The sequence below is a fragment of the Vreelandella hamiltonii genome, assembly GCF_014651795.1.
Lineage (GTDB): Bacteria > Pseudomonadota > Gammaproteobacteria > Pseudomonadales > Halomonadaceae > Vreelandella > Vreelandella hamiltonii.
Genome location: NZ_BMXO01000012.1, coordinates 69,929 through 93,714 on the forward strand (window position 1 = coordinate 69,929; position 23,786 = coordinate 93,714).

At 63.8% G+C, this 23,786-nt stretch carries 18 protein-coding genes; 1 reads left to right on the forward strand and 17 read right to left on the reverse strand.

Features of this window, described 5'->3' with window-relative positions:
• Positions 1–3 precede the first annotated feature (3 nt).
• Entirely contained in the window at positions 4–1,395 is a 1,392-nt protein-coding gene (locus IE061_RS12650) for a GGDEF domain-containing protein (protein WP_193461755.1), read from the reverse strand.
• Positions 1,396–1,568: 173 nt separating this feature from the next.
• Here IE061_RS12650 and IE061_RS12655 point away from each other — a divergent pair, with 173 nt between their 5' ends.
• Positions 1,569–1,949, forward strand: coding sequence for a transcriptional regulator (locus IE061_RS12655; protein ID WP_229800689.1), 381 nt, complete (start codon positions 1,569–1,571; stop codon positions 1,947–1,949).
• A gap of 33 nt (positions 1,950–1,982) precedes the next feature.
• Here the strand turns inward: IE061_RS12655 and IE061_RS12660 are convergent, their stop codons facing one another.
• The 16 genes from IE061_RS12660 to IE061_RS12735 form a co-directional block, all read right to left on the reverse strand.
• The gene (locus IE061_RS12660) at positions 1,983–4,121 is read right to left on the reverse strand and encodes an FAD-dependent oxidoreductase (protein WP_096922101.1); all 2,139 of its coding nucleotides are present in this window, start codon (positions 4,119–4,121) and stop codon (positions 1,983–1,985) included.
• A gap of 54 nt (positions 4,122–4,175) precedes the next feature.
• Positions 4,176–4,802: a TIGR04282 family arsenosugar biosynthesis glycosyltransferase gene (locus IE061_RS12665; RefSeq protein WP_096922102.1), complete on the reverse strand. Its 627-nt coding sequence runs from the start codon at positions 4,800–4,802 to the stop codon at positions 4,176–4,178.
• Positions 4,792–5,511, reverse strand: a complete 720-nt coding sequence (locus IE061_RS12670; RefSeq protein WP_268992388.1) for a TIGR04283 family arsenosugar biosynthesis glycosyltransferase — start codon at positions 5,509–5,511, stop codon at positions 4,792–4,794. Before IE061_RS12670 ends, IE061_RS12665 begins: the two co-directional genes overlap by 11 nt.
• Positions 5,498–6,133 carry an ATP-binding cassette domain-containing protein gene (locus IE061_RS12675; protein WP_039175265.1) on the reverse strand — a complete coding sequence of 212 codons (636 nt, stop codon included), beginning with the start codon at positions 6,131–6,133 and terminating at the stop codon, positions 5,498–5,500. The genes IE061_RS12670 and IE061_RS12675 overlap by 14 nt, the downstream gene beginning before the upstream one ends.
• Complete coding sequence (locus IE061_RS12680) at positions 6,133–7,821, reverse strand: ABC transporter permease (protein ID WP_193461756.1); 1,689 nt, start codon at positions 7,819–7,821, stop codon at positions 6,133–6,135. Before IE061_RS12680 ends, IE061_RS12675 begins: the two co-directional genes overlap by 1 nt.
• Positions 7,822–7,837: 16 nt before the next feature.
• On the reverse strand, positions 7,838–9,061 hold the full coding sequence (locus IE061_RS12685) for an ABC transporter substrate-binding protein (RefSeq protein WP_096922104.1): 1,224 nt from the start codon (positions 9,059–9,061) through the stop codon (positions 7,838–7,840).
• Between the two features lie 22 nt (positions 9,062–9,083).
• Complete coding sequence (locus IE061_RS12690; RefSeq protein ID WP_096922105.1) at positions 9,084–10,133, reverse strand: phosphotransferase family protein; 1,050 nt, start codon at positions 10,131–10,133, stop codon at positions 9,084–9,086.
• Between the two features lie 200 nt (positions 10,134–10,333).
• Positions 10,334–13,228 (reverse strand): valine--tRNA ligase, encoded by a 2,895-nt coding sequence (locus tag IE061_RS12695; protein ID WP_096922106.1) that lies wholly within the window; start codon positions 13,226–13,228, stop codon positions 10,334–10,336.
• Between the two features lie 129 nt (positions 13,229–13,357).
• On the reverse strand, positions 13,358–14,674 hold the full coding sequence (locus IE061_RS12700; RefSeq protein WP_096922107.1) for an HlyD family type I secretion periplasmic adaptor subunit: 1,317 nt from the start codon (positions 14,672–14,674) through the stop codon (positions 13,358–13,360).
• Positions 14,671–16,809, reverse strand: a complete 2,139-nt coding sequence (locus tag IE061_RS12705; protein ID WP_096922108.1) for a type I secretion system permease/ATPase — start codon at positions 16,807–16,809, stop codon at positions 14,671–14,673. Before IE061_RS12705 ends, IE061_RS12700 begins: the two co-directional genes overlap by 4 nt.
• The gene (locus tag IE061_RS12710; protein WP_039175276.1) at positions 16,796–18,247 is read right to left on the reverse strand and encodes a TolC family protein; all 1,452 of its coding nucleotides are present in this window, start codon (positions 18,245–18,247) and stop codon (positions 16,796–16,798) included. Before IE061_RS12710 ends, IE061_RS12705 begins: the two co-directional genes overlap by 14 nt.
• 31 nt (positions 18,248–18,278) lie before the next feature.
• Positions 18,279–19,070, reverse strand: coding sequence for a SapC family protein (locus tag IE061_RS12715; RefSeq protein WP_096922109.1), 792 nt, complete (start codon positions 19,068–19,070; stop codon positions 18,279–18,281).
• A gap of 53 nt (positions 19,071–19,123) precedes the next feature.
• Positions 19,124–20,299 carry an MFS transporter gene (locus IE061_RS12720; RefSeq protein ID WP_039175279.1) on the reverse strand — a complete coding sequence of 392 codons (1,176 nt, stop codon included), beginning with the start codon at positions 20,297–20,299 and terminating at the stop codon, positions 19,124–19,126.
• A gap of 82 nt (positions 20,300–20,381) precedes the next feature.
• Positions 20,382–20,813: a DNA polymerase III subunit chi gene (locus tag IE061_RS12725; protein WP_039175280.1), complete on the reverse strand. Its 432-nt coding sequence runs from the start codon at positions 20,811–20,813 to the stop codon at positions 20,382–20,384.
• A gap of 70 nt (positions 20,814–20,883) precedes the next feature.
• The gene (locus IE061_RS12730; RefSeq protein WP_096922110.1) at positions 20,884–22,005 is read right to left on the reverse strand and encodes a branched-chain amino acid aminotransferase; all 1,122 of its coding nucleotides are present in this window, start codon (positions 22,003–22,005) and stop codon (positions 20,884–20,886) included.
• Between the two features lie 151 nt (positions 22,006–22,156).
• Entirely contained in the window at positions 22,157–23,677 is a 1,521-nt protein-coding gene (locus IE061_RS12735; RefSeq protein ID WP_039175283.1) for a leucyl aminopeptidase, read from the reverse strand.
• Positions 23,678–23,786 lie beyond the last annotated feature (109 nt).

A 23,786-nucleotide genomic window follows, 5' to 3' on the forward strand; every position in this document is an offset into this window, starting at 1 on the left:
GCATCAAGGGCAAAGAACGCACCGGTTCTTGCCAGCCTGCTTGGCAAGATAGAGGCCCTGGTCGGCGCGTTCAAGCCATTGCCGAGGCGATTCATGGGCGTGTACCAGCGTGGCTCCCATACTGATCGAGACCGGCGCCGCCACGGCGAAGCGGGCGTTTGCGACGGCTAGCCGTACGCGGTTGGCAAACTGCAAGGTGCCCTCATGGTCGAGCTCCCTGGCCAGAATCATGAACTCTTCGCCGCCCCAGCGGCCAAGGTGGTCTCCCTGACGCAAGGTGCCCTGCACCACTGCGACCAGATCGCGCAACACATCATCGCCTACCGCATGTCCATGAGTGTCATTGATGCACTTGAAATCGTCGATGTCGAACAGAATGAGCGCCATGGTGGTGTGGGTAGGGTCGATACTGTCGAGCACCAGTTCGGTATAGTAACGGTTCCAGCACTGGGTAAGGGCGTCCTTGTGCGCCAGGGTTTCCAGCCATTGATTCGTGGCGACGAGCTGCTGGTTGAGATTGGCGATTTCGATGGCCGTGATGACCGAGGTCAAGTCATCGGCCAGCTCGGCAAGGCTGTGGATCTCGGACGCGAGCCAGTAGCCGACAGGAGTATGCGGGCAGCTCAGTTCGGGCAGCAGTGGCACGGCGTGACGACGACGAAACAGCATCAGCCACGCTGGCTGTGCGTCGGCAACATGAACACTGACGGCAATCCCGCCCGCGCACTCGCCATCGAGCTCGATGGCCTCCGTGTCGTCCAGCGGTGCTGCCAGGGACGCGATGGCCGCTAGAAGCTGGCGCTCAGGGGGGTACTGGCCAAAGCAGGCCAGCTCTTCCTGATAATAGAGCGCTATGCCGACCGCTTGAAAGATGCGACACCAGCTTTGTCCGTGACGTTGAACGAGATGGTCGATACTGCGTGTGTGCTGCATGTCTTTGAGAATCGAGCGTCTTCGCCGCCTCAGGCGTATACGCCGCTGCGTTGCATTGGCGGCCTTCAAAAGACGCAGGCGCTGGCTGGCAAGGTCGATTAAGAGCGTCAGCCACTGGGTTTGCTCATGAGTATCCGGCGTTGGATAAGCCACATAGCCCCAGGTGCCGAACTCGCCTTTGATGTCGCGATAGTCCAGCCCGAGCGTGGACAAAGAGGCGAGCGAGGTGATGAGCCGCAGCGCATGGGGGGCTGCCTGTTGGCCAGCAGGCGAAAGATAGTAGGTCAGGTGCAGTGCTTTGGCGTCGTGAAGACGGTACAGGGCGATGGGCTGCTGACGGTTGATATGGTAAAGCGTGCTGGCCAGCCCCTTCAGCAGCGTATCCGGGTCGGGTGCCGAACCAAGGGTCGATAACGCACGGTGCAGATAACTCGGTTCAGGAAGATAAGGCGTCTGGCTCATCCTGGCAGACTCCTGGCGCGCTAGTGGCCGTCTTGCGTATCTGTGGGGTGCGTGGGGGTGCATGCACGGTGTAGTTTAATTCGGAATTGAAGTAATGATTCAATCAGAAGGTTAACCGTTATTCAACTCTTATTGAAGAATCACTTCACATTGGCGGCATGAATGAAAAAAGCATGTTTGCCGAGCGTTTGATAGCCGCCATGCAAGCGGCAGGGTACGAAGCCCGACCCTCCGTTCTGGAGCGTGAATTCAATCTGCGCTATTGGGGAAAACCCATCACCTTCCAGGCGGTCAGGCGCTGGTTGCGGGGAGACTCGTTTCCAAGCCAGGAAAAGCTGCTGGTCCTGGCCCAGTGGTTGTCCGTCTCTCCGCACTATTTGCGTTACGGCGCGGCTGAGGTGGCGGGTGTCAAGGAGCCCGCCGCCGCCTGGCAGGTATCCCCCGATGCCGATGAGCTGAGGCTATTGGACCTGTATCGCCAGTTACCACAGGCACAGCGGAAACTGGTGCGCGACATCATGGAAAACTTCGTAAACGACCCTCAACGCCCCTGACCCATCGCACCCAGGCGCCCCTGCCCACGTTGGTCAATCGCCACGGCGCCAGTGAAAGTAGCGGTTCAACCAGGCCAGCACACGCTCGGGTTTGTGCGCGTTCTTCCATAGGCCTGCGGTGGCCTTGGCCGCTTCGCCCAGGGTAGGGTAGGGGTGAATGGTGCCGAGCAGCTTGTTCAGCCCCAACCCGTGTTTCATGGCCAGTGTGAACTCGCCCAGCCACTCGCCAGCGTTTTCCGCCACGATGGTGGCGCCCAGAATCTTGTCCTTGCCGGGCACGGTCAACACCTTGATGAAGCCTTCGGTAGCACCTTCGGCAATGGCGCGGTCGCTGTCGCGCATGGCGTAGCGGGTCACTTCGTAGGCAATGCCTTTGGCGGTGGCCTCTTTTTCATTCAGCCCCACCCGCGCCACTTCCGGCTGTACGTAGGTCACGGCGGGCATGAAACGGTAATCCACGGCGAAGCTTTTCAGCTCGCCAAACAGGGCGTTGACGGCGGCGTGCCAGGCCTGATGCGCCGCCGCATGGGTCAGCTGATAGGGGCCTGCCAGATCACCGCAGGCCCAGATGTTGGGCACCCGGGTTTGCAGCCGCTCGTTGAGGGCCAGGGTGCCGGCCTGGGTCGTACTGATGCCCAGTGTTTCCAGCCCCAAGCCTTCCACGTTGGCCTGACGCCCCGCGCTGACCAGCAGATAATCGAACGCCAGCGTCAAACGCTCCCCCTGGTGTTCGATGACGAGCTGGTGCGCACCGTCTGCCTGGCTGACTTCCAGCGCAGTGGCGCCCGTCATCACCGTCACGCCTTCCCCGGAGAGCGTGCCTGCCACATGCTCGCCTACCTCGCTATCTTCCCGGCCCAACAGCTGGGGCGCACCTTCAACCAGGGTGACCTGACTGCCCAGCCGAGCAAAGCTTTGGCTGAGTTCGCAGCCAATGGCGCCGCCGCCCAGCACCACCAGGCGCTTGGGCAGCTCGGTGAGCGCCCACAGGTTTTCCGAGGTGAGCAGCGGCGCGTGCTCGATGCCGGGCAGCGGCGGCACCCGTGGGCGAGCCCCCGTGGCCAGCACGATATGGCGCGCGGTGAGCGTGGTGTCCCCCACGCGTACTTGCCAGGGCGTGACGAGCCGGGCGTGGTCCTGATACACCGTGACCCCCAGCCCGGTATAGCGCTCGACGCTGTCGTGGGGCTCGATGTCGGCAATGGCTTGATGGACATGGCCCATCACTTTGGCGAAGTCCACCTCGGGGGCACTGGCGCTGACGCCAAACCGATGGGCGGTGCGAATCTCGTGGGCCGCCCGTGCCGCCCGTATCAGCGCTTTGGAAGGCACGCAGCCGGTATTCAGGCAGTCGCCGCCCATCTTGTGCTTTTCAACGAGGGCTACCTTGGCGTTGACGGCGCTGGCGATGTAGCTGGTGACCAGCCCCGCCGAGCCACCGCCGATCACCACAATGTCGTAGTCGAAGCGCTCAGGCCGGGTAAAGCCCTTATAAGCCTTTCGCGTTTGCACGGCAGCGGCAATACGCCTGGCCAGCCAGGGAAACACCGCCAGCAGTGCAAACGAAGCCAGCAGCCCCGGCGAGACGATTCCCCCCAGGTTCTCCAGCTCACCCAGCTGGCCGCCCGCGTTCACATAGACGGCCGTGCCCGGCAGCATGCCCAGCTGGCTCACCCAGTAAAACGTGGTGAGCTTGATCCGCGTGAGTCCCATGACCAGATTGATCATGAAAAACGGGAAGATCGGCACCAGGCGCAGCGTGAAAAGATAGAACGCGCCGTCCTTCTCCACGCCCCGGTTGACCGTCTCGAACTGGCGGGGAAAGCGCTTTTCAATCGGCCCACGAAACAAGAAGCGCGAGAGCAGGAACGCCAGGGTGGCCCCCAGAGTGCTGGCAAAGGAGATGATCAGCAGCCCCCAGCCCAGGCCAAACAGTGCCCCGCCCAGTAGCGTCAACAAGGCTGCGCCGGGCAAGGAGAGCGCCGTCATCACCACATACACCGCGAAGAAGAGACCCGCCACTTGCCAGGGAGACTGCTGGAACGCTGCCTGAAACTGGCTGCGGTAGGCCTGCAAGGTCTCCAGGGTAAAGAAGGTGTGGGCGCCACTGACGTAAAAGCCCAGTATGGCCAACAGCAGCAGGATGATGAGCAGCAGACGCTGACGATTCATGGCAGGCTCCGGCAGAGGAAGAGGTGATGGTCAGTGACGATACGCGAGAGTGCCTTACACACTCGCTTGATGAAGTTGTTGCCAGCGAAACCAGTCTTCGGGGCGGTCGATGTCCCACATGGTGTCGGGGTAGGCGGCCTCCAGGCCCAGCGCGGCAAGGCGCTCGCGGGTCACGCTCAGCACCTGCTCGGTGCCCCAGGGAATCGCCGTGAACAGCTCGGGGTAGTCCTGTTGGCTGCCAATCAGCCCGTAGCCGCCATCTTCGGCGGGCAGAATGACCACATCGAAGGTGGCCAGGGCTGCTTGGCAGCGTCGCAGCATGGCCACGCTGATGCTGGGGCAGTCGGTGCCCATGACCATGGCCGGGTAGCCTGACGTGTGATTCAGTGCCCGACGAACGCGCATGCCCACGTCGCCAGGCTGCTGGGCAGCCAGGGCAATGCCATGCTGCGCCTGCAGCTCCAGAAACAGCGGGTGATTATGCTCCAGCGAGGTCCAGAGCGTGACCTGGCTCGCCCCAAGGGCTTCGCAGGCCGTGGCCACGCAGTGGCGCACCATGGTGGCATGGGCATCGGCGGCCCCCTGAGGGCCCAAAGCGGGGATCAACCGGGTCTTGGCGTGGCCAGGCAGTGGGGCCTTGGCCAACAGGTGCAAGTGGGCAGGCAGCGAGTCAACGGGCATCACGGTACTCCTTGGCCAGTTGCGTGGCACTGACGCCACGCCAGTAGCGGTAGCGCAGCCGCCACATCAGGCAGATGGTTGTCCAGGCGCCCTGCTGGTCCCAGCGCCTGCCCGAGCTTACCACTTTATGGGGCAGACAGGCGGGCGGTGAGTACGCCTTCAGGCGCTTGCTGAGTTCGATATCTTCCATCAGCGGCTGGTCGGGAAAGTCGCCCAGCGCAAAAAACGTCTCACGACGCACGAACAGCCCCTGGTCGCCGGTGGCGATGCCGCTGAGCCGAGAGCGTCGGTTCATCAGCGCGGCGACGAGCGGCAGCCAGCGGCTTTGCCCTGCCAGACGAATGTCAAAGCGCCCCCAGTGGCGGTGCAGCAGCGCCTGGCAAAGCGCATCGATGGCCCGGGGTTCATGGCCCTGGGGCAGGTGGGTGTCGGCGTGCAGGAACAGTAGCAGGGGCGCTTGCGCCTGCCGGGCGCCCAGGTTCATTTGCCGCGCTCTGCCCGGCGGGCTTTCGAGCACCGCGTCGGCCAGCGGGGTGGCGAGTGCCACGCTGGCGTCGCGACTGCCGCCATCCACCACCAGCACTTCGACGCCTTGCGAGCGTAGCGGTTGCAGGCGCATCAGCGTGGCGTGAATGCTCGCCGCTTCGTTGAGCATCGGGATGATGAGCGTCACCCTGGGAAGCCCAGGGCCGTGGTCAGTCGAGGACAAGCACGTCGCCTCCCGCTGCCGAGGCGTCGGCCTCGTCGTGGGTGACCAGCAGGGTCGGTAGCCCGGCGTCGCGGAGCTGCCCGAACACCAGCGCACGCATTTCCTGGCGCAGCGCCGTGTCCAGTTTGGAAAACGGCTCGTCCAGCAATACGGCCCGGGGCTGGGAGAGCAGCAAGCGCATCAGCGCGACCCGGGCTTGCTGCCCGCCGGAAAGGGTGGTCGGGTCACGTGCTTCGTAACCGGCCAGCCCGACCTGAGCCAGCGCATGGGCCACCTGAGCCTGGGGTTGCGGGCTGCGCCTGGGCAGGCCAAAGCGCAGGTTGCCCGCCACGCTAAGGTGGGGGAACAGCAGCGGGTCCTGAAACAGCAGGCCGATACCGCGCCGCTCTGCTGGCAGGGGGGAGAGCTCGCGCTCGCCCAGCCATAGACGGCCTTCGGCACGAAAGGGGGCGGCGAGAAAACCGGCCAGCAAGGCCAGCAGGGTCGATTTGCCCGAGCCGGAAGGCCCCATGACGGTCAGCACGTCGCCGGGGGCGATGGTGGCTTCGACGTGGAGCAGTTCGCGCTCGGCCAGGAAAATGCGCACCTGTTCCAGGGTCAGGGCATGTCGAGCGGTGTTCATTACCGGGCTCCTTCATTGGACGAGACGCTGCGGGGCACTCCCAGCCAGCGGGGGATCGCCAGCGCCAGCATGAAACCCGCCAGCGGCAGAACGGCCTGCACCAGCGCCCAGACGCCAATCAAACGTCGATTGCCGCCGGAGGCGAGGGCGACCGCCTCGGTGGTCACGGTGGAAACCCTGCCCGCCCCCAGCAGCTGCGTGGGCAGGTACTGGCTGATGCTCACGGCCAACCCGACGGCCAGCGACGTCAGCAGCGGGGCAAGCAGCAGCGGCAACCGCACCCGCCAAAACGCGCGGTTGGGCGTGACACCCAGCGACTGTGCCATGTGAATCCAGCGCGGGTCTAGCTGGCGATAGGCTTCCGCCAACGACAGGTAAAGATAGGGCAGCACGAACAGCAAATGGCCCACCATCACCAATGCCAGCTGCGGGCGAATCCCGAGGCTTTCCGCCGCCACGATCAAGCCAAACAGAAACGCAATCTGCGGCACCAGTAACGGCAGGTACAGCAGCCACAGGGCACGGGAAGGACGAATCTGTTGGCGCTGCTCATGCTCCAGCGCTGCGACCACCAGTAGCGCCGCCACCCCCGTGGAGACCACCGCAATGGCCAGGGTCGTCCGCAGGGGGCCTGCGAGTTGAGGGGCGCTGCGCTGCCAGTGGTCCAGGGTCAACGCTTGCGGGAACAGCTCAGGAAAGCGCCAGAAACCGGCCACCGAAAATAGCGCAAGCCCCGCCAGGGCTGCCAGGGCGGCGACGGTTACCAGAGTCAGGCCGCCTCGGCCCGCAATCTTCACTGCCGTGGCGCCGCGCTGGCGGCTGCCGTTGACGAGCCAGCCCCGGCTTGACCAGCGCACACCCTGCTCCATGAGCCACCAGAGCAGCAGGGCCAGCACCGTGACCCCCAGTTGCAGCACGGCCGCAGCAGAGGCCATCAGGCGGCGGGTGATGTCCGGGTCGTTGAACCAGCCCAGAATCGACACGCTGAGGGTCGGCGGCAGGCGCGGGCCCAGAATCAGCGCCATATCCACCACCGAGGTGGCGTAGGCGATCACCGCGTAGACCGGCAGCCGAATCAGCGGGTAGAGCGAGGGCAGCACCACCTTCAACCAGCCGATTACCGGGGTATAGCCCAGCGACCGGGCAAGCCGAAGCCGCTTTTCGGGCTGCAGCTGGGGCAGCGCTGCCAGGCTCATCAGCAGCAGGAAGGGCGCTTCCTTGAGCACCAGGCCAAGGGTCAAGGCCACCCCCCAGGGGTCATTGACCACCAGCGCGTCTGGCGGGCTCTCCCAGCCGGTCAGCCAGGGCGAGAAGAGCCGCGCCGTCAGGCCGGACGGGGCGATCAGGAAGGCAAAGCCAAAGGCCACCGCCGCATGGGGAATCGACAGCAGCGGCGACACCCATCGCCGCAGGCTGCGGTCCAGCCAGGTGCCCTGGCTGGCGGCCAGAAACAGCACCACCACCAGCAGCGCCAGGGCAGTGCTGGCCAGGCCGCTGAACAGGCTGACCAGCACCGAGCGGCCCAGCCCCGGCTGGGCCAGCAGCTGCTGCCAGGGGGCGAGGCTCAGCTGCTCGTGACCAATGACCGGCAGATAGCCAAAGGCGGGCAGCAGCACCATGGCCAGCCCTGCCGTCACCGGCAGGACCAGCAGCGCCACGAGGGTGATGGGCGCCAGCCGCAGCATCATGAACGAAAGGCCATGCTCAGTTGACGCCGTAGCGCTCGAGCCAGGCGGCTTGCAGGGCGGTCATCCAGCTGGGGTGGGGCTCGGCGAGGGTATTGGAGAGGGCGTCGGCAGGCAGAGCCGAAGGATGGTGGTCGCCCTCTTGGAACAGTGCCTGTTGCGCGTCGCTGAGCTGGTCGATGGCCAGCACGCTGCGGTCGCCCCACATGCTCAGCGACTGCTTCTGCGCTTGCGCCTCCGGAGAGAGCAGGAAGTTGGCCAGCGCCATGGCGCCCGCCTTGTGGGGCGAGTTATAGGGAATCGCCACAAAGTGGACGTTGCCCAGGGTGCCCCCTTCCAGTACATAGCTGCGCACGCTGTCCGGCAACTCGTACTCCATCACGGCCACGGCGGCATCGGTGGGGTAAAAGGAGAAGGCCAGGCTGATCTCGCCATCGCTCATCAGCGTGCGCAGGTTGGGGCCGGATGCAGGGAAGCTGCGGCCGCTGCGCCACAGGTGGGGGTGCAGCGCATCCAGGTAGGCCCATAGCGGGGCCGTGATGGCCTCGAAATCCGCGTTTTCGACAGGCTGATAGAGCGCCTCGTCTTGTTCCGTCAGTTCGATCAGCGCCTGCTTCAGGAAGGTACTGCCGGTGAAGTCGGGGATGCGCGGATAGCTGAACTGGCCGGGGTTATGCTGCGCCCAATCCAGCAAAGCTTCGATGCTCTGGGGAGGCGTGTCGATGTGGGCGCTGTCGTAGAAGAAGGTGATTTGTGCCTTGCCCCAGGGGGACTCATAGCCTTCGGTGGGCAGCGTGAAGTCCGTCACTACCTCGGGGTTGTCGTCGGGGTGGGTGAGGGCGAAATGGGGCAGCGAGTCGGCAAAGGGGCCGAACAGCAGGTCCTGGGCGCGCATGGCGGCAAAGTTCTCACCGTTGATCCAGATCAGGTCGATGCTGCCATCGTCGTGATTTCCCGCCTGCTTTTCTCCCAGTACCCGTGCCACGGCGCTGCTGGTGTCATCGAGCTTGACGTGCTCGACGCGCACGCCGTAGGTGGTGCGCATCTGCCCGGCGACCCAGTCGATGTAGCGATTGGTGCGGTCATCGCCACCCCAGGCGTTCCAGTACACGGTCTGGCCTTCGGCATCGGCCAGGACGCTTTCCCAGTCCTGAGCATGCGGCTGAGCGTTCAAGGGCAGAGCCAGCGAGGCGATGGCGAGCGTGGTGGCGAACAGTGCGCCGTGAGATACGCGTAATGACATTATTCACCTCTTAATCAATATTTTACAAAGCTGTTTGCAGACGTTGTAGCTCGCCATGGACATGATCGATGATCGGCAACGAAAGATAATGGTTCACGCGTTCGCGGACATGCTCGATGACTGCGGGATTGGTCAACTCTGCCGACCAGTCCTCTCCCTGACGGGAGCCATCCTGACGCTTCAGGTGCTGCCCACGCCACTTGGCACACCAGGTCAGTGACCAGAGCCAGGTCGCTCGACGGCAGGCGATCAAATGGGTGGCGCTGGGCCCTGTCTGGCCATGGGTATGGTGCATCTGCTGGCGCCAGCGTCGATAAAAGGCGACCACGTCATCCAGTTCCAGTACCGCATGGCTGTGAATGTCCCACGTGGTGGAGGTATACAGCGAAGTGTGGGCCAGGTCGATGCCGGGCAGTCCGTAGCGGCACTTTTCCAGGTCGACCAGGACTGCCTTGCCCGTCTCCGTCACGATGAAATTGCCAGGGTGGGTATCGAAACTGATCAACGTGGGGGTGGCGTCCTCCAGGGCTTTGGGCAGCAAATCCAGCTCCTGCTGAATACGCAGATGAACACTACGGGAGAGCTGTGCCTCGTCCAGCCAGGCTGCCTGCTGGTGAACTTCATCGATCATGGCTTGCCAGGGCGATACCGGGGCAAGCAGAGGCGCGTGCTGCTGAGGCTGCGGCTGGCAGTGCAGGCTGGCCAGCGCATCGGCAATGGCGGGCAAGTCGTGAGGTAACGTCGCCAGCTTCCCTGCAATGGCATCCACCAGTAAGGCGCCTCGGGACAGTGCCTGGGTTGGTGGCAGCACATGGTGCAGGCGAGGTGTATGGCCACCCTGGCTGGCACGCTCATAGCAGGCGGCCTGGTAGTCCAGGTTTTCCTTGGGCGGCAAGTTCATCTGGCTCTGCTTGGGCAGCCTGGCGACCCAGTCGCCCCCCGCGCGGTGAATCCAGACATGGTCATGGGCCAGGCCGGTGTCGGCCATGGGGGAGAGCGATTGATAGTCGATCCCTTCGCGCTGCAAGGTCGCCGCCAACGCTTGCAGGCGTAGCTCTGAAAGAGTGGACATAGTCGTCATTCTGCCTGGTTGAGGCCATGGTGAAGCCGATGGATGAAGTGGTCACCGATGACGCTTGGTGTTTGTCATGGTGAATACCTTACACTGTTCATCCTGAAAAAAGATGACGACCGTGATGATGAATTTTCAGGGGCGCTGACCAAAACGGCACCCCAGCGGGTGCCGTCGCGTCGTGCATCAGCGGTGCAGCGTTACATGGCCGCAATCTTGGCCTGCTGCTCTTCCAGCAGCTGCCGAGTGGCCTGGAACTCGGCGAGTTTTGCCCGCTCCTTTTCCACCACCGCCACGGGGGCCTTGGCAATGAAGCCATCGTTGCCCAGCTTCTTCTCGATGCCGCCAATCAGCTTGTCCTGCTTGTCGATCTCCTTGGCAAGGCGGGCAAGCTCGGCGTCCTTGTCGATCAGGTCGGCCATGGGCACCAGCACTTCCATATCACCGACGAGCTGGGTGGCCGAGAGCGGCGCTTCATCCGGGTTGGCCAGCCACGTGACGCTTTCCAGTTTGGCCAGCTTGGCCAGGAAGCGGCGGTTCTGGTCCAGGCGTTCGGCGTCTTCCGGCTGGCCTTTGGTCAGCAGCACGTCCAGCGGCTTGCCGGGGGCAATGTTCATTTCGGCGCGGATGTTGCGCACCGCGATGATCACGCCCTTCAGCCACTCGATATCCCGGGTGGCCTGCTCGTCGATCTTGCTCTCGTCGGCTTCTGGCCATGCCTGATGCATGATGGACGCGCCCTCGCCCATGTAGGTGCCCGCCAGAGGGGCGACCCGCTGCCAGATCTCTTCCGAGATGTAGGGCATCATCGGATGGGCCAGGCGCAGGATGGTTTCGAGCACCCGCACCAGGGTGCGGCGCGTGCCGCGCTTACGCTTCACTAGCGCTGCCGCTTGCGACGTCCTGTCTCCCGAGGCATTGGTACTTCCCTGTACGTCATCTTCCCACAGCACCGGCTTGGAAAGCTCGAGGTACCAATCGCAGTACTCGTTCCAGACGAACTCGTAAAGCGCTTGGGAGGCGTGGTCGAAGCGGTACTCGTCCATCGCCTTGGTGACCTGCGCTTCGGTTTTCTGCAGCTGGGAAATGATCCAGCGGTCGGCCAGCGAGAGCTCTACTTCCTCGCCCTGGTTGCCGCAGTCTTCGCCTTCGGCGTTCATTAGCACGTAGCGCGAGGCGTTCCACAGCTTGTTGCAGAAGTTGCGGTAGCCATCCAGACGGTTCATGTCGAACTTGATATCGCGCCCGGTGGTGGCCTGTGAGAGGAAGGTAAAGCGCAGCGCATCGGTGCCGTGGGGCTCGATGCCCTCCTTGAACTCCTCTTTGGTGGCTTTGGCAATCGCCTTGGCTTTTTGGGGCTGCATCATGTTGCCGGTGCGTTTTTCCAGCAGCGCATCCAGGGTGATGCCGTCGATCAGGTCGATGGGGTCGAGCACGTTGCCCTTGGACTTGGACATCTTCTGGCCCTGGCCGTCGCGCACCAGGCCGTGGACGTAGACGGTCTTGAAGGGGACTTCGCCGGTGAATTTCAGCGTCATCATGATCATCCGGGCGACCCAGAAGAAGATGATGTCGAAACCGGTGACCAGCACGCTGGAGGGGTGGAAGGTGTCCAGCTCCGGGGTTTTTTCCGGCCAGCCTAGGGTGCCAAAAGTCCACAGGCCCGAGCTGAACCAGGTGTCCAGCACGTCTTCGTCCTGGGTCAGTACGACGTCAGCGCCGAGGCCATGCTTCTCGCGGGCTTCCTCTTCAGTTCGAGCCACGTACACATTGCCGTCGGCGTCGTACCAGGCAGGAATGCGGTGGCCCCACCACAGCTGGCGGGAGATACACCAGTCCTGCAGGTCGCGCATCCAGGCGAAATACATGTTTTCGTAGTTCTTGGGCACGAATTGGATGTCGCCATTCTCTACCGCCGCGATGGCGGGCTTGGCCAGGCTTTCCACCGCCACGAACCACTGGTCGGTGAGCAGCGGCTCGATGACATCGCCGGAGCGGTCGCCGTAGGGCAGCGTGTTATTGACGCTTTCCACTTGCTCCAGCAGGCCGAGCGCGTCCATGTCCGCAACGATCTGCTTGCGTGCCTCGAAACGGTCCAGGCCTGCGTATTTGGCCGGCAGGCTGGCGTCTTCATCGGGCTGCGGTTGACCTTTCAGGTCGAAGATTTCCGCCTGCTCCAGAATCGTCGCATCTTTGGTGAAGACGTTGATCAGCAGGTGGTTCTGGCGCTTGCCGACTTCGTAGTCGTTGAAGTCGTGGGCCGGGGTGATCTTCACGCAGCCAGAGCCTTTCTCCATGTCGGCGTGCTCGTCGGCCACGATGGGAATGCGGCGGCCCACCAGCGGCAGCTCGATGAACTTGCCGACCAGCGATGCATAGCGCGGGTCTTCCGGGTTCACGGCCACGCCGGTGTCGCCCAGCAGGGTTTCCGGGCGGGTAGTGGCGACCACCACGTAATCCTTGCCGTCGTCGGTTTTGACGCCATCGGCCAGCGGGTAGCGGAAGTGCCAGAAGCTGCCCTGCTGCTCCTTGTTTTCGACTTCCAGGTCGGAAATGGCGGTGTGCAGGGTCGGATCCCAGTTCACCAGCCGCTTGCCGCGATAGATCAGGCCCTCTTCATGCAGGCGCACGAAGACTTCCTGAACCGCCTTGTAGAAGCCGTCGTCCATGGTGAAACGCTCACGGCTCCAGTCGACGCTGGCGCCCATGCGGCGCAGCTGGCGGGTAATGTGGCCGCCAGACTCCTCCTTCCACTCCCACACCTTGTCGATGAAGGCATCCCGGCCAAGGTCATGGCGGGTCTTGCCTTCTTCTACGGCGATCTTGCGCTCCACCAGCATTTGCGTGGCGATACCCGCGTGGTCGGTGCCTACCTGCCACAGAGTGTTGTTGCCCTGCATTCGTTTCCAGCGCGTCAGGGTATCCATGATGGTGTCCTGGAACGCGTGGCCCATGTGCAGGCTGCCGGTGACGTTGGGCGGCGGAATCATGATCGAGAATGGTTGGCCATGGCCCGATGGCGCGAAGCGATTGTCGGCTTCCCAGCGCTCGTACCAGCGGGTTTCGATCTGTTCGGGTTGGTAGGTCTTATCCATGGAGTCACTCACAGCAGAGACGCCCCGCTTGGCGAGGTATCGAATTCATAGGTCAAGGATGCAAAATGGCGACAAGTATAGCGCGACTCGCCTGGGGGCGTCAGGGGGAGGGCGGTATCCTCCCCTGGTTTAATCCCTCAGCGCACGGTCGCGGACCTTGACGACGGGCTCCATCAGGTAGTCCAGCACGCTGCGCTTGCCGCTGAGAATGTCGATTTCGGCCACCATGCCCGGAATGATCGACAGCGGCTGGTTGTCGGCATCGTACAGATAGCCTTCGGTGCGCACTTCGACCGGGTACATCAGCTCCCCCGTTTCCGGCATTTGCACGGCATCGGCAGCAATGGTCACCAGCTCGCCGTCGAGACCGCCGTAGCGGGCGAAGTCATAGGCAGTGAGCTTTACCTTGACCGGCTGCCCGGGGTATAGAAATGCGATATCGGAAGGCCTGATGTGGGCCTCCACCAACAGCGCATCGTCGGCTGGGACGACTTCGATGAGCGGCTCGCCGGGGCGGGCCACGCCGCCAACCGTGCTGATGTGCACCTGATTGACCACACCGGCCACCGGCGAGCGAATCGTGGTGCGTGCCACCTGGTCGGCACGGCCGGGCAGCGTTTTTTCCAGCTCGGCGACCTGCGAGGTGGCTTCGGCCAGTTGCGCCAACGCATCGGCTTCGAATGCGTTGCGCGCCGCCACCTTGCGGTCCTCGATTTCGGCAATGGAGGCTTCGGCCCTGGCCACGGCGCTCTGCTGGCGAGCCACGTCACCGCGCAGCTCGTTGAGGGTTTGTCTTACCCGCAGCAGGGAGGTCTCAGGCTCGATGCCGCGCTGGGCCAGTGGCTGAATGATCGCCAGCTCCTGCTCGGCGAGCTGGACACCGGTTCGGGCCGTGCTCAGCGCCGCTTCCAGCTCGGCTTTCTCCTGGCGGCGCTGATAGCCTTGTTGTTCCAGTACCTGCAGCTCGGCCCCCAGCTCGAGCTGGCGACCATGGAACAGGCGCGTTTCGCTGGCCGCGACGCTGGGCGCGCCCTGGCTCAATGCCTCATCCAGTGCCAGCGGCACCTGATTGATTTCGGCTTCGAGCCGCTGTAGGCGCAGTTGCAGTGACCGCAGGCGCTGCAGGCTCTCTTCGTAGTCCCCTTCCAGCGTGCCGCCGCTCAGGGTCATGAGCGTATCTCCTTGGGCCACCACATCGCCACGGCGCACGTTGATTTCCGTGACGACGCCGCCTTCCAGGCTTTCGACGACCTGCAGGCTGCGCGAGGGCACGACCTTGCCTTGACCACGCGTGACCTCGTCGACCTCCGTGAGGTAGGCCCAGATGAAGCCCACCACCAAAAAGCCGATGATGGTCATCAGCAACAGGCTGCTACCCATGGACCGCCTGACGCGGCCGTGACGCACGAAATGTTCGAAATCCAACGGAGAGTGCGACTGGCTCACGGGGCTGTTCCTTCACGCGTACGAGTGGGGGAGGCTTCTACCGGGCGCATCACGCTGGCCTTGGGGCCGTCGGCGATGATGCGGCCCTGGTCGAGAATCACCACGCGGTCGACCAGCTCCAGCAAGCTTGTCCGGTGGGTCACCACCACCAGCGTCTGATGCGTGCTGGCGGCCTTGAGCCGTGCGATGACCTCTTTTTCGGTCTGGATATCCATGGCGCTGGTAGGCTCGTCCATCAGCAGGATAGGTGGCGCCCCCAGCAGCGCGCGCGCCAGGCAGATCAGCTGCCGCTGGCCGCCGGATAACCCCTCTCCGCGTTCGCCAATGGGCATGTCATAGCCCTTCGGGTGACGGGCAATGAAGTCGTGGGCTCCCGCCAGCCTGGCAGCGTTCAGGATCTGTTCGTCGGTCGGGTGGTGTGCACCGATGGCGATGTTCTGACGTACCGTGCCGGAAAAGAGCCAGGCTTCCTGCAGGACACTGCCGATGTTGTGACGCAGATCCGCAGGGTCGATTTGCCTCAGGTCCGTGTCGTCCACCAGAACGGCGCCCTGCTCAGGCGGATAAATCCCCAGCAGCAGTCGCGCCAGGGTGCTTTTTCCAGAACCGACACGACCCAGCAAGGCGACCTTTTCGCCGGGATGGATGGTCAGGTTGATATTGACCAGCGCGGCGGTGGTCTGCTCGGGGTAGCGAAAGCTGACATCCTGCAGGCACAGCTTGCCGTCAAGCGAGGGGCGGCTCAAATAGTGGCGCCCGGCGGGGCGCTCGGATGGCATGCTCATGAGCTGGTCGAGGGCTCGGTACGAGGTGCGAGCCTGATTGATGCGCGTCATGGTCTGGGCCAGCTGGGCCAGCGGCGCGAGGGCACGGCCAGTGAGAATGACACAGGCAATCATGGCACCCATGGAAATCACCCCATCCCCGACCAGGAACACGCCATAGACGACGATGCTTACCTGGGCGGCCTGCTGCGCCAGGGCCGTGGCGTTGAGCGCAAACTGCTGAATGGCGCGACCTTGACGGCCCACCTTCGATTGCTGCTGAACGCTCTCTTCCCAGCGCTGGCGAATCATCGGGGCCGCACCGCTGGCCTTGATGGTTTCAAGACCCGCCACGGCTTCGATCAATACCCCCTGCTTGGAGCGGCTCTCTTCGAAGGCCTGCCCGGACAGCCGCTTGAGGAAGGGCTGCACGGCCACGCCAATCAGCAGCACCAGCGGGACCGCCACCAGTGGCACGATGGCCAAGGGGCCGCCAATCAAGTAGATGACGCCGACGAAGAGCAGTATGAACGGCAGGTCCACCACGGCCACGAGGGAGGCAGAGGCGAAGAAATCGCGCAGGGTTTCGAACTCCCGCAACGTATTGGCAAAGCCGCCGGTGGAGCCCCGCTTGGCGCTCATCTGCAGGTTGAGGACGTGATCGAAGATACGTCGCCCCATGCGCAGGTCCGCTTCCTGGCCTGCCCGCTCGATGAACAGCTGGCGCAAGGTCTTGACGGCAAAGTCGAAGACCAGCGCAATGCTCACCCCTATGGTGAGCGCGACCAGCGATTCGATGGCCTCGTTGGGCAGCACGCGGTCGTACACCACCATGATGAACAGCGAGGTCGCCAGGCCGAGAAAGTTGGTCAGGGCGGCGGCGATCACCACTTGGGTATACACCCAGCGGTTGTTCGTGAGGGCGCTCCAGAACCAGTGGCCGCCCTGTATCTCGGGGGCCTGATTGAGCGCGACGGGACGATAGCGGGCGCGCACGGCGATCACATGGCCGATATATTCGGCCTGCAGCGCTGCCAGGGTGGTCTCCACCGGCTGGTCACCCAGGGCCGGGTCGTAAAGCGCAAACCGCTGCTGATCGATACGCCCGATGATCACCACGGCGCGGCCATGCTGGAGCAGGGCAACGGCTGGCAGCAGCGAGTTACCCAGCGTTTCCAGACCGTGCTCGCCCAGCGCCGCCACCATGCCATGGCGCTCGGCGGCGTCGATGAAGCCATCGGGGGTCATGGCGGTCTCGTTGCCAACGCGATGCGCCCGTACGGCTGCTGCCGACACCGGCAGCTCCAGATGCGAAGCGACAAACGTCAGGCATTGTTCAAGGGCGTCGGAGCGCGAATCAGCGGCGTTCAATATGTATCTCCAGGGCGTCCAGCAGTTCGCCGGTCACCGCCAGCTGTTGAAAGCTGGCCTGTTCCCAGCGTACTCGGCGATTGACCAGCTCGACGGCGGCTTGGAACAGGTCTCGTTGGGCATCCAGCAGGTCGTTGATGCTGCTGCGGCCGACGGCAAATTGATCACGGTATGCCAGCAAGGCCTCCTCTTCGGCGGCCAGGGTGGCGGTCTGGGCTGCCAGTTCGGCACGCCGGGTATCGGTATCGGTCAGCGCAGAGCGGACTTCGCGCTCCAGCTCGCGGCGCAGCGCCTGCTGCTCGTACTGGCTTTGCTGCTGGCGCTCGACGGCCTGGGCCACGCGCGCTGAAGTGGCGCCGCCGCTGTAGGGGGTGTAATCCACATTGAACAGCAGGGCCACGTCGTTATCGGACTCATTGAAGTCGTTGACATCGAACTGGCGACCCTCGACGGCGACACTGACGCTGGGTAGACGCGCATTGCGGGTGGCCTGCGCTTCGGCGCCGCTGGCTTCGCTGGCCAGGGTGCGGCTGCGTAACGCGGCATTGCGGCTGAGGGCGCTGTCCAGCAGCTGGTCTGCGTTGACATCGCGCAGCATGGCGGCGCTTTCAGGCAGCGCCAGGGTGTCCGGTGTCGTGAAGAAGGCTTCCTGATAGACATTGATGGCACGGGCCAGCTCGCCTTCCAGGGAGATCAGTCGAGACTCGGCATCGCTCAAGCGGCTTTGTGCGCGCAGAACGTCCGCTCGCGAGCCCGCCCCGGCATCGCGCCGCAGGCTGACATCCGTGAAAATGCGCTGGTGCTGCTGGAGATTGTGCTCTGCCAACTGGCGCTGCGTGGTCAAGCGCGCTACCTCCAGGTAGGCATTGATGGCGTAGAGGACTTCCTCTTCGATGCTGACCTGGGATTGCCAGAATGCCGCTTCCGCGCTGAGGTCGGCGGCGCGCAAGCGCTCACCGCTGGCACCAAAGTCCAGCAGCAGTTGGCTGAGGGTGACCACGGCGTCCATTCGCGAACCGCGGTCGGGCAGCGCCTCGGTGCGCTGGAGATCATTGCGATACTCGAGGCCTGCGTTGACTTGCGGGCGACGTACGGCGCGTACTTCATCGATCTGCAGCACCGACTCACGCTCCCGGGAGCGCTGAGCAAGAATTCTCGGCTGCTGTTCCAGCGCGCTCTGGAGGCGGTAGCGCAAGTCATCGAGGCCTTGGTGCCGTTGAGCAGAGCGACCTTCCTGCCAGCGGAACGCGTCCAGCTGCTGGCGCAGTTCGGGCGTAAACACCGGGCCTTCCAGTGACGAGGCGGGCAGGGGGAGCAGTTCCTCCTGAGCTTCAGATACAGGCTGTGCCACCAGCGGCGGGCAGGTCAGCAACAGCATGGCCCCCAGGCAACAACCCAGGCGTACTCGGCGAGGCAGCGCCATCACATTTACGTTCATACACTTTCCTGATCTAGGTGGTGCCGAGCACTCACTTACGGGGGTCTTGCCAGTGGTATTGCTCTTCATCGTTCAGCGCTTCCTGCCACTGTGCCAGGGTGGAAGACGTGTCGGCAGGCGAGGCGGCCGGCGCGGGGGGAGTGCGGCGCTGTCGATAGGCCAGCAGTCGCCCCATCTGGTGCTGCGATTGCAACTGAGCGTACACCAAAGGCACGGCTCCCAATTGCCAGAAAAGCCCCAGTTGTGTGTCGGTAAGTGATTGCCAGGCGCTTTCGTTCACCTGATGCAGCGTCACGCTCCCCTGGTAGGCCTTTGGCGCCCAAGGGGTGAGCAGCCTGGCCTGGTCGAGGGCGGAGAGCGCCTTTGCAACACGCTGGCAGCCTTGCGCTCGCTGGGTCAAAAAGCGCAGCACCTGTTGTGGAAAGTGGGCCAGGCCACCCTGTTGCTGAAACAACGGCTCGCCATCGAGGGCCTCGACCACACAGGGGGAGTGGGTGTCGATGCAGAGTTGCCCCGGCGCGTCGGGATGCAAGCCAAAGGGGTGGCTGCGCAGGGCCGAAGGAACGTAAGCGGCTTGCCAGCGGCCGTCGGCATCGACCAACAGGTTGTGGGTATCATCCAGGCCCAGCAGCGCCACCGCTTGCCACCCTTCATCACCGTTCACGAAGGCCATTGGAAAACAGGCAGCCGCATGCCGCAGCTCCGCATCGGCCAGGGGCGTCATGAGGGTGTGGCGGGCAAAGTGGTAACGGGTAAAACGTCGCCACATCAACGCGCCGTGGCGTTTTGGGTCCAGCGGTTCCCAGTGGGCTGCAAGGGTCATGGGGCACACCTTATATCGTCAAGCGCGCACCTTACCAAATCCAGCTCGGTGCGTCAGCGCAAGATCAGCCTGCGCATGGTCAACAGGCCAACCACGGGGCCTGGCAGCAGCCACCAGGTCACCCAGGGCCCCTGGCTTTCCCATAGCGACGTTACCAGCGCGATGGACGGGATGGTCAGCGCAAAGCCGATGGCATTCATCATGGCCAGGGCGGCACCCAGCCGCTCGGGGGGCGCGCTGGCCGACGCCAGGGCCGAAAACTGCGCCGAGTCTGCAATCACGCTGATGCCCCAAAGCGCCAGCAGGGCCAGCAGGAACCCTGGGGAAAGGCCCGCCAGCAGCGGGTATAGAAGGCAGAGGGTGCCGGATACTGCCAGCGCTACGAAGGCCACCTTTGCGCTGCCTATGCGACGGCTCCAGCGACCTGCCAGCACACACCCGGGCAGGCCCAGCGCGATCACGGCAAAGCTGAGCCACGGCTGAAGGCTGGCGGCGGCGCTGAGCCGTTCCAGCTCTCTGGCCACCAGCAAGGGGACCAGCGCCCACAGGGCGTAGAGTTCCCAGCAGTGGCCAAAATAGCCCAGCGACGCGGCGCGGAAAGCTTTCTGTTTGAAGGCGGCAAGCCCTGCCCAAGGGCGGCCTGCCGAGGCCTTGGCAGGCAGGTGAGGCCCTGTGCCCAGCCGCAGAATCAGCAGGGCGGCCAGCAGCGCCAGCACCGAGGAGAGCAGCAGCGGCCACTGCCAGGGCAGGTGCAGCGTGACGCCCCGCAGCAGGTGCGGCGAGGCAATGCCGAGGGTCAGCATGCCGACCAGCCAACCCAGTGCCGATCCTGCATGGCGGGGTGTCCAGCTGACCACCAGCTTCATGCCCAGCGGGTAGATGCCTGCCAGGCAAAGCCCCACCATGAAACGTGCCATGGCTGCCAGCGAGAGGCTCTCCACCACGCCAATGAAGGCGGCATTGAGCACGGCGCCCAGCACGGCCGAGACGGCAAACAGCTGGCTGGCCCGTACGCGGTCCGCCAGGCCCGTGGTGGCGATGGCCAGCGTGCCGGTAATGAAGCCCGCTTGAACGGCCATGGTCAGCAGACCCAGGTCGCGCTCGCTGAGCCCCGCCGCTTCCTGCAGCGCCAGGCCAACGCCGTTGATGCTGAACCAGAGCGAGGTACCAAAGAGCTGAGCAATGACAATGACGGCAAGCGGCCAGCGGGCCAGGACAGTTGACGGCATGGGGTGTCCCATCCTTGGAGTTGTTGTTATTGAATGATGCTTGGAGGACGGCAGGGGGTGAGTTGCTCGGAGCGCCTGGCCCTCAGCCTAATTTGTGCGGCACCACCTCGTGCCCCAGCTCCTTGTAGCGCTGCCAGCAGGCGCGCTTGGCCAGCAGCACCTGCTGGTGCTGGTTGATGATTTCCGCGACTCGGGCGTAATGCTCGAAACCCTCGGGGATCTCAGGGTGCAGATTAAGTAGCGCGGTCGCTTCCGTGGGCACCGGCAACCGCTGCCAGCCCAGAGTGATGGGCACGCTGGCCGCCAGCTCGCTGTCTTCCAGCGCATGGGGCAGGTAGGCATCGTCGCGAAAGTGCCACAGGGCGTCGTCGGCCTGCTCGGCCAGCGCCTTGTCTTCGCAGTGCAGGTGCAGGCGGTAGCCTTTGCGATGGATGGTCTCTGCCAGTTTACAGGCGAACTGCAGGCGGGCGTCGAGGGTGGTGTCGGGAAGAATATAGAAATCGATACGCGCCATCGGATGGCTCCAGCAGTCTGGCGGTGCTCCCCCCGGCCGAGCAGCGGCCGGGGGGCAAAGCCCGGTGTGATTAGACCAGGCGGGTCAGCCAGCCGTACTTGTCTTCGCTGCGGCCATACTGAAGGTCGAGCAGCGTCTTGCGGATGCGCTTGGCTATTTCGTTGTTGCCGTCACCCTGCAGGCGGATACGCTCGTTTTCGGTCACCAGTTCCCCCACTGGCGTGATCACGGCGGCGGTGCCACAGGCAAAGACTTCGGTGATCTCGCCGGAGGCCGCGCCTTCGCGCCATTCGTCGATGCTGATGGCGCGCTCTTCGGGCGTCAGGCCCGCATCCTTGGCCAGGGTCAGGATAGAGTTGCGGGTTACGCCTTCGAGAATGGTGTCGGTCAGGCGCGGTGTGACGATGCGGCCATCCTTGTAAACGAAGAACAGGTTCATGCCGCCCAGCTCTTCGATCCACTTGTTCTCGGCCGCATCCAGAAACGCCACCTGGCTACAGCCATTGGCAGCCGCTTCTTTTTGAGCTGCCAGGGAGGCCGCGTAGTTGCCGCCACACTTGGCAAAGCCGGTGCCGCCGGGAGCCGCGCGCTTGTAGTGGGAAGAGAGCCAGATGGAGACCGGCTCGATGCCGCCTTTGAAGTAGGCCGCCGCGGGCGACGCAATCACGTAGTAATCGACTTCGTGGGCCGGACGCACGCCCAGAAACGCTTCCGAAGCGATCATGAACGGACGCAGGTAGAGGCTGCACTCGTCGGCGTCGTTGGCGGGGGTGGGTACCCAGACGTGATCCTGGGCCAGCAGCGCTTTCAGCGAGCCGAGGAAGTCTTCATCGGAGAGTTCCGGCAGGGCCAGGCGGCGAGCACTGCGGCGGAAACGCTCGGCGTTCTTCTCGGGACGGAAGGTCCACACCGAGCCATCCGCGTGACGGTACGCCTTGATGCCTTCGAAGATTTCCTGGCCGTAGTGCAGCACCGAGGCGGCAGGGTCCAGGGTCAGCGGGCCGTAGGGGCGCACCTGATGGCCGTGCCAGTCGGCATCGATGGTCCAGCGCACGTGGGCCATGTGGTCGGTGAAGTGCTTACCGAATCCTGGGTTTTGCAGAATATTGTCACGAATCGCATCGGCCACCGGCTGGTTGGAGGGCAGCGTTTCAAAACGTGAGTCGAACTGAGCATCTGAAGCTGTGGGCACGGCGTGTTCTCTCCGCTAGAGCCAGGCCCCGAAGGGCGTAAAAGTCTTGTATGGGGTATCGCGTGTGCCGAGGTAGCCCCGGCACACGCTTATGCTGTCAGGTTTAACGGTTGCGCTACGGAAAGGCAACCATTGTTGGCCTGTTTTGGCGTCAGTCGCCGCTGTTTTCCACTTGGGCGTCGGCTTCACGGTCCAGCAGGTATTGGGTCAGCAGACCCACCGGGCGACCCGTGGCGCCTTTCTGCTTGCCGGAGTGCCAGGCTGTGCCCGCGATGTCCAGGTGCGCCCAAGGGAAGTGGTCGGCGAAGCGCGACAGGAAGCAGGCCGCCGTGATGGTGCCCGCTGGGCGGCCACCAATGTTGGCCAGGTCGGCAAAGTTGGAGTCCAACTGCTCTTGGTACTCGTCCCACAGCGGCAGGTGCCAGGCGCGGTCCCAAGCGGTTTCACCGGCGTCCAGCAGGTCGAGGGCCAGGTCGTCGTCATTGGCCAGCAGGCCGGTGGCGTGATGGCCCAGGGCAACGATGCAGGCACCGGTCAGCGTGGCGATATCCACGACGCTGGCCGGCGTGAAACGCTCTGCGTAGGTGAGTGCATCGCACAGCACCAGCCGGCCCTCGGCGTCGGTGTTGAGCACTTCGACGCTCAAGCCCTTCAGGGTCTTGATGATATCGCCCGGCTTGGTGGCAGCGCCGTCGGGCATGTTTTCGGCCGCAGCGACGATGAACACCGCATTGAGCTTGGGCTTGATGGCCAGCACGGCTTTGACGGTGCCGAACACGCTGGCGGCGCCGCCCATGTCGAACTTCATCTCGTCCATGCCTTCGCCGGGCTTGAGCGAGATGCCGCCGGTATCGAAGGTAATGCCTTTGCCGATCAGCACGTGGGGCGCTTCGTCGGCATCCTCGGCACCTTGATACTTCATCACGATCAGGCGCGAGGGTTCGCGGCTGCCGCGACCCACGGAAAGTAGCGAGTGAGCGCCCAGCGCTTCCAGCGCTTCCTCATCCAGGATGTCGACGGCCAGCGCACCTTGTGAATCGCGCCCCAGCGCTTCGGCCTGTTCGGCCAGGTAGCGGGGCGTGCAGACGTTGCCGGGCAGGTTGCCCAAGGTGCGAGTGAAGTTGATGCCTTGCCCAATCGCGCAGCCCAGCGCGGCGCCTTGTTTGGCCAGCAGGCCTTCGGCGGCGTCCGTCACGATCAGGTGAAGCTTGGCCAGGGTGGGCGGTTTGGCGGGCGCGAACTTGAAGTGATCGAAGCGGTAGAGGGCACGCTCGGCAGCTTCGAGGGTCTTGCGCGCTTTCCAGCTGGCATCGCGGCCTTCCAGCGGCACGTCGGTGAACGTGGCGCTGGCTTCATCGATGGGTAGCTTGACCAGCGCTGTCATGGCCGCGTCCAGTGCCTTGAGGAAAGCGGCTTCCTGGCATTTGCCGCGCTCTCCCAGCCCAACCAGCAGCAGGCGCTCGGCGCCCAGCCCTGGTGCAAAGGGAATCATCTGCACATTGCCCAGGGCGGCGTCGAAGTCACCGCGGCTCAGCAGTTGGCCGATCAGCCGCTCGCTGGCATCGTCGAGTTTGGCGACAGCGGGGAGTAAGTCGCTATCCTTGTAGACAGGCAGAACGAGACAAGCCGTTTCGGCTTTGGCTGGGTTTGCGGTCTGAACGGAAAATTCCATGACGTCTCCAACAAGACAAGCAACGAGTGATTCGGGATAATGCCCCGTCATTTACGACCAGTGTGATCAGTGTATCCAATTCGATGAATAGTGTACCCAAGCCACGGGC